At 54.2% G+C, this 11561-nt stretch carries 10 protein-coding genes, 1 tRNA gene and 1 pseudogene; 6 read left to right on the top strand and 6 right to left on the bottom strand.

Annotated features, from left to right (window positions below; translation table 11 throughout):
* Window positions 1-32: 32 nt before the first annotated feature.
* Window positions 33-755 (bottom strand): annotated as a pseudogene (locus EIEH_RS18615) (IS5 family transposase); the annotation flags it as partial.
* A gap of 226 nt (window positions 756-981) precedes the next feature.
* On the opposite strand from EIEH_RS18615, the gene cysB reads away from it, so the two are divergent.
* The 4 genes from cysB (at window position 982) to rlmA (ending at window position 4087) form a co-directional block, all read left to right on the top strand.
* Window positions 982-1956, top strand: a complete 975-nt coding sequence (gene cysB / locus EIEH_RS14685; RefSeq protein WP_015871047.1) for an HTH-type transcriptional regulator CysB — start codon at window positions 982-984, stop codon at window positions 1954-1956.
* A gap of 773 nt (window positions 1957-2729) precedes the next feature.
* Entirely contained in the window at window positions 2730-2846 is a 117-nt protein-coding gene (locus EIEH_RS17980) for a DUF2627 domain-containing protein (RefSeq protein WP_071525740.1), read from the top strand.
* A gap of 41 nt (window positions 2847-2887) precedes the next feature.
* The gene (cspE, locus tag EIEH_RS14680) at window positions 2888-3097 is read left to right on the top strand and encodes a transcription antiterminator/RNA stability regulator CspE (RefSeq protein ID WP_004094893.1); all 210 of its coding nucleotides are present in this window, start codon (window positions 2888-2890) and stop codon (window positions 3095-3097) included.
* A gap of 186 nt (window positions 3098-3283) precedes the next feature.
* Window positions 3284-4087, top strand: coding sequence for a 23S rRNA (guanine(745)-N(1))-methyltransferase (rlmA, locus tag EIEH_RS14675; RefSeq protein WP_015871049.1), 804 nt, complete (start codon window positions 3284-3286; stop codon window positions 4085-4087).
* A 32-nt stretch (window positions 4088-4119) separates the two neighbouring features.
* Here rlmA and EIEH_RS14670 read toward each other — a convergent pair whose 3' ends face one another.
* The 4 genes from EIEH_RS14670 to manX form a co-directional block, all read right to left on the bottom strand.
* A complete protein-coding gene (locus tag EIEH_RS14670) occupies window positions 4120-4590 on the bottom strand; it encodes a DUF986 family protein (protein ID WP_015871050.1) in 471 nt (156 codons plus the stop codon).
* Window positions 4591-4655: 65 nt separating this feature from the next.
* A complete protein-coding gene (locus EIEH_RS14665) occupies window positions 4656-5519 on the bottom strand; it encodes a PTS mannose transporter subunit IID (protein ID WP_015871051.1) in 864 nt (287 codons plus the stop codon).
* Window positions 5520-5536: 17 nt separating this feature from the next.
* A complete protein-coding gene (locus tag EIEH_RS14660) occupies window positions 5537-6337 on the bottom strand; it encodes a PTS mannose/fructose/sorbose transporter subunit IIC (protein WP_012848409.1) in 801 nt (266 codons plus the stop codon).
* 56 nt (window positions 6338-6393) lie between these two features.
* Complete coding sequence (gene manX, locus EIEH_RS14655) at window positions 6394-7359, bottom strand: PTS mannose transporter subunit IIAB (RefSeq protein ID WP_015871052.1); 966 nt, start codon at window positions 7357-7359, stop codon at window positions 6394-6396.
* A 636-nt stretch (window positions 7360-7995) separates the two neighbouring features.
* Between manX and EIEH_RS14650 the strand changes: the two genes are divergently transcribed.
* Both EIEH_RS14650 and EIEH_RS14645 read left to right on the top strand, forming a co-directional pair.
* Window positions 7996-9552 carry a TerC family protein gene (locus tag EIEH_RS14650; protein WP_015871053.1) on the top strand — a complete coding sequence of 519 codons (1557 nt, stop codon included), beginning with the start codon at window positions 7996-7998 and terminating at the stop codon, window positions 9550-9552.
* A 1414-nt stretch (window positions 9553-10966) separates the two neighbouring features.
* Window positions 10967-11344, top strand: coding sequence for a YgiW/YdeI family stress tolerance OB fold protein (locus EIEH_RS14645; RefSeq protein ID WP_015871056.1), 378 nt, complete (start codon window positions 10967-10969; stop codon window positions 11342-11344).
* Window positions 11345-11468: 124 nt separating this feature from the next.
* Here EIEH_RS14645 and EIEH_RS14640 read toward each other — a convergent pair.
* Window positions 11469-11545, bottom strand: a tRNA-Val gene (locus tag EIEH_RS14640).
* Window positions 11546-11561: the final 16 nt, after the last annotated feature.

Genomic DNA, 11561 nt, shown 5'->3' with positions numbered 1-11561 from the left:
TCGAAGGCTCTCAGAGCTTGGACTTAGAGCCGCTAACAAAACCGCTCAACAAAGCGCAAGCAGATAACAGCACAAGCCAGCGTCAGCAATGCAAGATGGGTATCCAGCCGCCGTTCGAAACGAATACCCAGCTTGCCAAAACCCGCTAACCACCCATGAGTTCGCTCTACAACCCAGCGATAACGACCCAAGCGGTCATTGCTATCTGATTCCCCGTCGCCTCAGATAATCCCGGCAACGGCGAAAATCATACCCCTTGTCTGCGTGTAGCTTGTCAGGCCGATATCGTGGTCGCCCTCTCTTGCCGGCTAACGCCGGGAGGACATCCAACAATGGCTCAAACATTATCGGGTCATGGCGATTGGCTCCTGAGACAAGCACGGCGCGTTGGATGCCCTGACGTTGCACCACGATGTGTCGTTTACTGCCCAACTTGCCTCTGTCTGTCGGGTTACGTCCTGTTTCCTGGCCCCCCGGGGGCTGGCTACGCTCGCGCCATCGAGGCTTGCTCTGCTCCAGTCGATGTGAGCCGCTTGGTGTAGCTGGGTCAGCAGAGCCACGTGAAGTCGCAGCCAGATGCCTTGAGCTTGCCAATCGCGTAGGCGACGCAAGCACGTCATTGCGCTGCCAAAACCCAACGACTGGGGTAAGCCCTCCCAGGGTATCCCAGTCGTAAGGACAAACAGAATACCGTTGAGAACGGCATCGTCATCAAGACATGGACGGCCGCCCCGTGACGAAGGTTTTGTTAGCGGCTCTTAGTACGCCCCTATAGGGCGTTATCAATGCCACCGGCTATGCAGGTGGTTTTTTACGGGACTCATTGAACCAGACAATAACAAGTGCTGTTGTTTTGTTATCTGTTTATACGTTCAGTAACATAATGATATAGTGGTTATATAAAACCCATTTTCTGGTTTTTAATGTTATTTGCATGCCATGCGTCGCAATAACCAATGATAACTTAGGATGGCACAGGCTATGAAATTGCAGCAGCTTCGTTATATTGTTGAAGTTGTTAACCACAACCTTAACGTCTCTTCTACCGCCGAGGGGCTTTATACCTCACAGCCCGGTATCAGCAAGCAGGTGCGTATGCTGGAGGATGAGCTGGGGGTTCAGATATTTTCGCGCAGTGGCAAGCACCTGACTCAGGTAACGCCGGCAGGACAAGCGATTATCCGGATTGCTCGCGAGGTGCTGTCCAAAGTCGATGCCATCAAGGCCGTAGCCGGCGAGCATACCTACCCCGATCAGGGGTCGCTGTATGTCGCGACCACCCACACGCAGGCCCGCTATGCCCTTCCTGCGGTGATCCAGAATTTTATCAAGCGCTATCCACGGGTGTCGCTGCACATGCATCAGGGATCGCCGAGTCAAATTGCCGAGGCCGTTTGTAAGGGGAACGCCGATTTCGCCATCGCGACGGAGGCGCTGCACCTGTATGCCGATCTGGTGATGCTACCCTGCTATCACTGGAATCGTGCGCTGGTGGTGATGCCGAACCACCCGTTGGCCGGGCGCGATCAGGTCAGCATTGAAGAGCTGGCGGAGTACCCCTTGGTGACCTATACCTTTGGCTTTACCGGGCGCTCCACGCTGGACGGTGCCTTCAATCAGGCGGGGCTGACGCCGCGTATCGTCTTTACCGCAACGGATGCAGATGTGATTAAGACCTATGTGCGGCTGGGGCTTGGGGTGGGGGTGATAGCCGGGATGGCTCTTGACCCGCAGATTGATGGTGATCTGGTCGCGTTGGACGCCAGCCATCTGTTTGGTTACAGTACCACGAAGATAGGTTTTCGCCGTAGTACTTTCCTGCGCAGCTATATGTACGATTTTATTGCCCGCTTTGCGCCCCACCTTACGCGGGAGGTCATTGATGCCGCGCTGGCGTTGCGCAGTAATGAGGAAATAGAGGCGATGTTTCAGGATATCGAGTTACCGGTAAAATAATCGGTGAATTTGACGTCTGTCGCTGCCTTTGTGGCGGATGCCAATTTGTCCAATGCCGTCGGGTATTTTTTTATTTCGTCGTCTGTCCTTTGCGGCTTTGTCTGTTCACGCTGAACGCTTACCAGTATGCGAGAGGTGATATCAGCTTCGCTGGTATCAGATAGGTCATATAAGCAGCAGTGTACAGAGGCTTCTTCTCTTCTTTTTACGCTCGGTACATCCGCTGCGCAGGCATATGCTTTCTGCAAATCATTATTTTCATAATAATTATATAAACTATTGCTCTGTAAAGCTATTTTGATAAAAATCAATGAGTTGTGTGAGTGACGTCACGGGGTGGTATGGGACTATGGGGCTGAGCGATCTATTTGGCATTTTTTGGAAAGCGCTAAAAAAACAATTTATAGTATGAATGCTAAGATGCGATCGGCCTAATCTAGGGATAGCATCGGCTAAAAATGTATAATGCATTGCATTCTAAACTCATTATTTCACTTTTTTGCGGATAAGAAGATGACGAATGCGTCAAAATAGCGTAAAAAGGAGTACATGAGAGTCAAGGAAATCCAAAGAGTGTGAGTGCTGGAAAAACCAACGTCGCTGCGGCAGCAGAAAATGCTGCGTATCGCAACTTATTTCAGCATAAACATGACTGGTTTTCCGCCGACCGTTTTATTTCTGTGCGACATGTCGTTCACTGAATAAAAATGGCTTGCCATTAAATTGAGAGTATGTGATAACGCATTGGAGTAAAGCGAGGTACAGTTCTGTCTATGTGTGGCATTTTCAGTAAAGAAGTTCCGAGTAAAAACGTTTGCGTTGCTTACTACTTCTCTGCCGAACCTTATCTTAGTGCCTCAAGCAGTAACGACTCTAGTTTGTTTGTGTAACGCCTTCGGGCGGTTTAATCAATAGTAAGGAAATATGTAAGATGGCTAAGATCAAAGGTCAAGTGAAGTGGTTCAACGAAGCGAAGGGTTTCGGTTTCATCACCCCGGCTGACGGCAGCAAGGACGTGTTCGTTCACTTCTCTGCAATCCAGGGCAACGGTTTCAAAACTCTGGCTGAAGGTCAGCACGTAGAGTTCGAAATCCAGGATGGCCAGAAAGGTCCGTCTGCTGTTAACGTAACTGCTATCTAAGTTAGCTGCGTTAGTGGTTAAAAAACCCGCCGACGGCGGGTTTTTTTATGCCTGCTGCCAGCCTGATCGTCTGTGCCTTGCGTGCTCGGCTTGCGCATGCCGCCGTCGCCCCCGATAATACCCGTCCTGTGTTGCGCTCGTCCCCATCACCGGCGGCGCTGTTCCTCCAAAATAAGAGTAAACGCCATGCCGTACCAATGTCCCCTGTGCCACTCTCCGCTGCACCAGGATGCACGCCAGTGGCGCTGCGTTAATAACCATCGATTTGACTGCGCTAAAGAGGGCTATGTCAACCTGATGCCGGTGCAGTTTAAGCATTCGCGTCAGCCAGGTGACAGCAGCGAGATGATGCAGGCCCGCCGAGCCTTTTTGCAGGCTGACCATTATTTGCCGCTGCGTGACGCCGTACAGGGCCTTCTGGCACGCTATTTGCCTAGTGACGGCTGTAACGTCCTGGATATCGGCTGTGGAGAAGGGTATTACACCGCCAGCTGGGCTAGCGTACGGGAGGCGCAGGTCTATGGGCTGGATATCGCCAAGGTGGCCATTCGCTATGCGGCGCGGCGCTATCCGCAGGCTCACTTCTGCGTTGCGTCGAGTCTGCGGCTGCCATTTGCCGATGCCAGCATCGGCGGTGCGGTACGCATCTACGCGCCATGCAATGCGCAGGAGTTGGCTCGAGTGGTGGCGACAGGCGGTTGTCTGGTGACCGTTACGCCGGCGGAGCGCCATTTGTATCAGCTGAAAGCGTTGGTCTACCCTGCAGTACATCTACATATGCAGAAGGCGGAGTTACTCTCGGGCTTTACCCTGCTTGAGAGCCAGCGCCTGGGCTATGCCATGGCGCTGAACGGTGTCGAGGCGGCCGAGTTGCTGCAGATGACCCCTTTTGCCTGGCGGGCTCCGCAGGGGGTTGCTGAGGCGCTGCAGGCGCGTGAGGCGTTTGAGTGTGAGACTGACTTTCTGATCCGGGTTTACCGCCGCGACTGAGGCGGCGGAAAGGGGAGCAGGCGCGGCCTCCCTTACGCTGGCTTTTGCTGGTGCTCCAGCAGGAACTTAAAGATCTCGTCCAGTGAGTCCAGGTTGGCCACCTGGATCAGCAGACGCCGTTTTTCCAGATCGATAACCAGAAAGCCGTCTTCAGACAGGTTCATACCGCGGATGCGGGCATAATCGATAAACACATTGCCATAGTAGAACCCCTGCTGTTTAAACAACAGTTTGGGCCAGCGTAGGTAAAAAATATAGATGGCGACCACCATGAGGGTTGCCAGTAGCCAAGTGGTAAACGGGGCACCCTGATCGCTGATGTTGCGGTAGACAAGGATCGCCAGCAGCCCGATAAAGATTAGACTATCGGCCTTATTGCGTCGCTTCAGATTCACCCGTAGCAAGGTCGCACTGCGTTGGCGCGGCATAATGGCTTCGTCATAGATGGCGTATAGCAGAAACAGCACGATAAAGACCAACAGGGCGATATCGGTTAAAGACATGGACAACTCCGCAGGCAGGGGGTAAAACGGCACCGGATGGCCTGAGCGGTCCGGTGCCGGGGAGATTACTGACCTAGCAGGCCGATCCAGTAACCGAAGATACCGATAAAGAAGAAGCCCACGATGATCCACAGAGCGTTCACCTTACGGCGCAGCAGCCACATACAGCCAAAGGTCAGCAGCAGTGGCACCAGGCCCGGCATCAGCTGGTCCAGAATGTTCTGTACCGTGGTGACGGTGGTGTGCCCTTCCTGGTTAGTCACTTTTGAGACCACCAACGGAATGTTGACGTGAGTCCACTTGTTGACCAGGGCTCCCATGACAAACAGGCCGAGGATGGACGCCCCTTCCGTCAGTTTCTGCAGGAAGCCACCACCCATATCAGAGACGATATCGACCCCTTTCTTATAGCCGTAGGCGACGCCGTAGTAACGTACCAGCAGGCGTACCAGGTTAAACAGCACGAAGAACAGGATCGGACCAAGCAGGCTACCGGTCATTGCGATACCTGCGCCGAGGGCGGCGAAGACCGGACGGACGGTACCCCAGAATATCGGGTCACCGACACCGGCTAGCGGCCCCATCAGACCGACCTTGATACCGTTGATCGCAGCATCGTCGATCGGTGCGCCGTTGGCGCGTTCCTCTTCCATTGCCATGGTGACGCCGAGGACCGGCGCCGCGACGAACGGCTGGGTGTTAAAGAACTCCAGATGGCGACGGATTGCCTGGCGGCGCTCTTCGCTGTTCTCCGGATACAGGCGACGGATCACCGGTACCATGGAGAAACAGAATCCCAGTGCCTGCATACGTTCGAAGTTCCATGAACCCTGGAAAAGGTTAGAGCGCAGGAATACACCGCGAATATCGCCAGCGGTCAGTCTCTTCTCACCCTGATGTGGGGTTACAGATGAAGTCGTATCAACCATTTTTCTCACCTTCTCTCTTAGTCCAGTTCGTTGTCGAGATCGTTATTGCCGTTGGCAGCGGACTGTACCACCTGTGCCTTGTTGTATTTCGGGCTGAGCTGGATATACAGGATGGCCATAACCAGACCCAATACACCCAATGCAACTAGGTTGAAGTTGGTGAACGCGGCGGTGACAAAGCCCAGGTAGAAGAACGGCATCAGATAGCCGGCACGCATCATGTTGATGACCATGGCGTAACCGACAACGACGATCATTCCGCCTGCGATACCCAGACCGGTGGTGACGACCTCAGGAATGGCGCTCAGCATGGAGTGCACGGCATCGGTACCGACGGAGACGGCAACGATAACGGCCGGAATGGCGATGCGCATTGCCTGTAGCAGCAGGGCGGAGCAGTGCAGGTAAGATATGGCGCGCAGATCCCCGCGCTCAGCGGCACCGTCAGCGGCATGCTGGAAGCCCACGGTGATGGTACGTACGATGATGGTCAATACCTGACCGGCAGCAGCCAGCGGGATCGCCAGCGCGATACCGGCGCCGATACTCTGGCCGCCAGCGATGACCAGGATGGTTGAGATGATGGAGGCCAGGGCGGCATCGGGTGCGACGGCGGCACCGATGTTCATCCAGCCCAGGGCGATCATCTCCAGGGTACCCCCGATGATAATACCGGTCTTCATATCGCCGAGCACGATACCGATCAGGGTACAGGCGACCAGCGGGCGGTGGAACTGAAACTCATCGAGGATAGAACCCATCCCCGCAATACATGCCACGATAAATATCAGCACAATCTGAAGAGTGGTAATCTCCATTGTACTTCTCCTTTGACCAAATATCTTAGTTATTTAAATCAATGCCTTACGGCATATCAGTTCATCTTGCTGATAAGGTCCATCATCTTCAGACGCGGATCGTTGGACACCTTGCGCACCTCCAGCTCAATGCCACGGGCATCCAGCTTTTTGAAGGCTTCGATATCTGTCTCATCGACGGAGACGGCATTGTTAACCTGGGTTTTCCCCTGCCGGAATGCCATACCGCCGATGTTCACTGTGGTGATCTTGACGCCGTTCTCCACCAGACGCTCGACGTCGGTTGGGTTGGTAAACAGCAGCATCACACGGTCGTTGGCGTATTTCGGGTTATTGTAGACGCGGATCATCTTGGCTACATCGACGACGTGGGCGGTCACGCCCGGCGGCGCCACCTGCTTAAGCAGGGTAGAACGAACGTGGTCGTTGGCGACCTCATCACTGACAACGATGATGCGGGAGACGCCGGTTTCCTTGGTCCAGCGGGTGGCAACCTGACCATGAATCAGGCGATCGTCAATACGCGCCAGACCGATCCTCATGTGATCCTCCGGGTTCAGCGGCGTGGCAGGTTTAGCCTGTACCGGCGTGGCCGCTTTCGGAGCGCTGGTCGCGGGGGCCTCTTCTTTGGCACGCAGTGCGCGTACGCCTTCACGCCCGGTTTCCAAGGCTAAGGCGACCAGCTCATCAAACGTAGGGTTATCATCGCGGGCCATGAAGGTTTCAACCAGCATCGGTACGTTGACGCCGGTGATCACGTCATAGTGTTCTTTGTCCAATACAATCCGGCTGGCCGCGTTGAACGGACTGCCACCCCAGGTATCCACCAGGAAGAGTACCCCTTCGCTGATATCCATTTGCGCCAGCTTCTGACTGTATTTTTCGATCAGGGTCTCGGCATTCTCACCGGGCACGAAGTCGATAAAGCCAACGTTACTTTGTTCGCCCAACAACATCTCGGCGGTTTTTAGCAATTGCTCCGCCGCTGCCCCGTGAGTACCGATCATAATAGCAATACTCACTCGCTGCCTCCTCTGCTTTCCTTGATACTTTCACGTCGTAAAATAAACATGACGTGCCGTATGCAATTAAAGATACGAACTGTTTAACGAAACATCCATGTTGAGTCACTGCCCGCTGAAATTTCTTTAGATCTTACGGGTGTAAGATCAATCCAATATAAATCAATAAATTAGACTTATGAATCGATTCAAGTATCGCCTGTAATCGGTTTCAGCTGGATTTATTTTAGTCAGTAAAAAAATTTTTTATGTGACGTCTATCGTTAATTGGTACATGACGTGAATAAATGTAGCTGCAATGGTGATTTTTTGTACACTTTATTTTACGGCTTTGCCGCGAGATGAAAGAGGAGTGTTGCCAGGGTTCCCCCTTGGTTATTCTGTGAATTTCTTGCTACAGTAGACAACCTGATTAATATGAGGAGTATTGGGTTCAACCCGTCCTATGGACCGTCACCGACGCTGTTTTACTATCCTGCTTTCACTCCATTTATCTTTCCGTACCGGGCGTAGCCCATGTTTTACCGTTTCCGCAGGGGCGCTATGGCACATGCCTTGGCCTGTTTTGCGTCTGCGCTGCTTCCTACTGTCGTTCGGCTCAAGCGCCGGTGCGCTGACGATGGCAGGTAACCCATGATGGAGCTGTTATTGGATCCTTCCATCTGGGCCGGTCTGCTGACGCTGGTGGTGCTGGAAATTGTCCTGGGCATCGACAACCTGGTGTTTGTCGCCATTCTGGCCGAGAAGGTGCCGCCGCAGCAGCGCGACCGGGCCAGGCTGATTGGACTCGGCTTGGCGCTGATTATGCGCCTGGCGCTACTGTCACTTATTTCATGGATGGTGACGCTGACCCGTCCGCTGTTCAGTATCGCCATGTTTACCTTCTCCGGACGTGATGTGATCCTGCTGCTGGGGGGGCTGTTCCTGCTGTTTAAGGCTACCATGGAGCTGCATGAACGCCTGGAAGGACGGGTGCATGAGGTCAGCCATAAAGGCTATGCCAGTTTTTGGTCGGTGGTTGTACAGATAGTGATCCTCGATGCCGTTTTCTCGCTGGATGCCGTGATCACCGCTGTTGGGATGGTAGATCATCTGGCGGTGATGATGCTGGCGGTGGTGATCGCGATGGTGATCATGCTGCTGGCCTCTAAGAGGCTGACGCGTTTCGTTAACGCCCATCCCACCGTGGTGGTGCTGTGCCTTAGCTTTCTGCTGATGATCGGTCTGAGTCTGATGGCCGAAGGCTTTGGTCTGCATATTCCCAAAGGGTACCTGTATGCAGCGATCGGTTTCTCGATCCTGATTGAAATGTTCAACCAGATAGCCAGGCGGAATTATCTGCGCCATGAGCAGCGCAGGCCGATGCGTCAGCGCACCGCCGAGGCCATTATGCGCCTGATGGGCGGCGGTCGCGGCGAAGGAGCGGCGGCTCCGGTGGATGTGGCGCTGGTGCCGGGTGCAGCGAGTGCCTTTGCCGCCGAGGAGCGCTATATGATAAGCGGGGTGCTCACTCTGGCCTCGCGCTCGCTGCGCACGATTATGACGCCGCGTAATGAAATCTCGTGGATCGATTGCCGCCAGCCGGCGGATGAGATCCGTCGCCAGCTGATGGAGACGCCGCACAGCCTGTTTCCAGTGTGTGAGGGATCGCTGGATCAGCTGCTGGGCGTGGTCCGGGCGAAAGATTTGCTGATGGCGCTGAAGCAGAATACGCCGCTGGCCGAGTTCGCGGCCCAGCATACACCGATCGTCGTACTCGAGAGCCTGGATGTGATCAATGTGCTGGATGTGCTGCGTCAGGCGAAGGGACGGCTGGTGATGGTCAGCGATGAGTTTGGTGTCGTTCAGGGACTGGTTACGCCGCTGGATGTACTGGAGGCCATCGCCGGCGAGTTCCCGGATGAGGATGAGGCGCTGGATATCGTGGGTAATGAGCAGGGGTGGCTGGTTAAGGGCAGCACCGATCTGCACACCCTGGAGCAGACGCTGGACGTTCACGGACTGGTGCTGGGCAGTGGTACGCAGTATGCCTCGTTGGCCGGGCTTCTGCTGGCGCATTTTGACCGGATGCCGGCGGTGGGGGCGGCGTTGATGCTGAGCGGCCTGCGTTTTACCGTCGCTGAGGTAGAAGAGTACCGCATCGAACGGGTACAGGTAGAACGCGTCGGCAGTATGCCGGATCCGTCCGCCTAAGTTTGCGCCGGGGCGTGGGAGATCCCTCCCGCGCCTTGCGTCGTCTGCGCTGAATCGACACTCCAGTGCTGGTGGGCGTACCAGTATGAGAAATCCCGTAGCGGTATTGCTCGGACGAAGAGATGATACTCCTGCATGGCGTAAACCTGTCACTGGCGCAGATAGCCGCCTTGCAGCGTCTGCTCGAGCTCTTCCATCACCAGACGTAGCTGTAGCTGCGCGCCAGATCGATCATCGCGTCCAGGATCCTGACATTAATCGTATCGCTGCCGATGGTCGCGCAAAAGGCGCGATCGATTTACAGCCTTTCAGGCTGTAAATCCTACATGACACGGTCAGCGCGCAACAACCGGAGCGTACACGCAGTACGTGAAGATTGTGAGCACGGCCCAGGACCAAAATGGCAAATCAAATAGCCTAATGGGATAGACTCTTAGAAAATGCACCAGCTCCGCTGGAGCAACATATCTTTGGCCAACAGTGATTTCGGAATAAATGGCCCGCAGGAATTTGACCGCTTGATTAATCAGAGCGCTTTTCCCGACAGCAGGGGAGCGATTCTGCTGATCTTTATCGACATTCTATGGAGCAGGTCAGGATGCCATCCTTTACCAGCAGTACGCAGCGGTACCTGATCAGGTGCAGTCTGATTTTTTTGCTGCGCTGATTTACCCCGCCGATATTATTTTTACTGACGGTCTCGGCGTGGGACAGGATCCTTTCCATCTGGGTAATGGCAATAGTGGCGGCAACGGCTGTACCGTTGTCAGATCCTGTTGAGAATGGCTGGCAAGGGGGATAATACAGGCAGGTACGCTGATGGTGATGGTCAATAGGGTGCGATATAAACGATAGCGTTTCATCATGATATGTGAAAAAAGTATCAGGAAGTCCTTAATCAGTGCAGTGTCACCTAGGTGATCGACAACGGTTAACGGGCGGGGATCTGAAACAGCAGTGCAATAAGCCGACACGGCATGACGGCCGATATTATCGATTATCATAATAATTTATAAGAGCTTAACTAAGCATGCTAAGCAATGTTGGTCGACCACTCTCATGGTATCTATATTTACCCTCTGCCAGCAATAATGGCGCTGTCCCATGGCGTATAATTAGGATTTTCGGCTTGGCAGCGGATCGCGCTGCTGCTGTGGACACTGACGTCGTTTTTATACGATTCCGCCGTTGTTCTGTCCGCCAATGTGCTATTTTTGCGTGTCAGAATAACTGAAGTGTCTATGTACGCCGGGATTTATCTCCGCGCGGCCCGCTGGGCAGTTGTCTAAGGTGAAACGATAAGATACTTTGATATAATAATATGGATAAACAAATAGATATAAATCAGCTCTGCACCGGAGCAGCGCAGTATGGCTGCGACGGGCCGCATACCGATTGAATAAGGAGTTATAACATGAATAATGCAGTAAAGGCGGTGATCCTGGCGCTTTCGGTGGCGGGCTTGACCGCCTGTAGTACCTCGCCGCAGACCTCGTTGGGCGGCGGTTTCGATGGTCCGCATCAGCAGAATGTAATGACAGTCAGCCAGGTGCAGAAGTCGACGGTGATCGACGAAGGGCAGATGGTGCAGATGCGAGGGCACATTGTTCAGGCGCTGGGTGGTGAGGACTACCGCTTCCGCGACGACAGCGGCGTAATGACGCTGATCGTTCCAGGCAGCGCTTGGGCTGGCCGGGTGGTGACGCCGCAGCAGCGGGTCAGCGTACAGGGGCGCATCGTCAAAGAGTTTGATGGGGTGAAGCTGTATACCGTCGCGATCCGTCTCGACTGATACTCTGTCCATGGCCGGGCGCGTCCTGGTCATGGGATCTATCCTGCGCGGGCGTGGCTGCGGACGTCACGAACGTTGATGCTTGGGGCTGATAACGCTTTGGGAGATAAGGCGAAAGAAAGAATGGTGCGTCCGAGTAGACTCGAACTACCGACCCCCACCATGTCAAGGTGGTGCTCTAACCAACTGAGCTACGGACGCACTGGGTGCATACTGT

The sequence above is a fragment of the Edwardsiella ictaluri ATCC 33202 genome, from assembly GCF_000264785.1.
GTDB classification, from domain to species: domain Bacteria; phylum Pseudomonadota; class Gammaproteobacteria; order Enterobacterales; family Enterobacteriaceae; genus Edwardsiella; species Edwardsiella ictaluri.
The sequence above is the reverse complement of the archived record's forward strand: the minus strand, read 5'-3'. Positions and strand labels throughout refer to the sequence as shown.

Coding starts and splice junctions, on each gene's coding strand:
- EIEH_RS14650 (WP_015871053.1), top strand. CDS start 7,996: ATGGAGCTGTTATTGGATCCTTCCATCTGGGCCGGTCTGCTGACGCTG.
- EIEH_RS14660 (WP_012848409.1), bottom strand. CDS start 6,337: ATGGAGATTACCACTCTTCAGATTGTGCTGATATTTATCGTGGCATGT.
- cspE (WP_004094893.1), top strand. CDS start 2,888: ATGGCTAAGATCAAAGGTCAAGTGAAGTGGTTCAACGAAGCGAAGGGT.
- EIEH_RS14670 (WP_015871050.1), bottom strand. CDS start 4,590: ATGTCTTTAACCGATATCGCCCTGTTGGTCTTTATCGTGCTGTTTCTG.
- EIEH_RS14645 (WP_015871056.1), top strand. CDS start 10,967: ATGAATAATGCAGTAAAGGCGGTGATCCTGGCGCTTTCGGTGGCGGGC.
- EIEH_RS14665 (WP_015871051.1), bottom strand. CDS start 5,519: ATGGTTGATACGACTTCATCTGTAACCCCACATCAGGGTGAGAAGAGA.
- rlmA (WP_015871049.1), top strand. CDS start 3,284: ATGCCGTACCAATGTCCCCTGTGCCACTCTCCGCTGCACCAGGATGCA.
- EIEH_RS17980 (WP_071525740.1), top strand. CDS start 2,730: ATGTGTGGCATTTTCAGTAAAGAAGTTCCGAGTAAAAACGTTTGCGTT.
- cysB (WP_015871047.1), top strand. CDS start 982: ATGAAATTGCAGCAGCTTCGTTATATTGTTGAAGTTGTTAACCACAAC.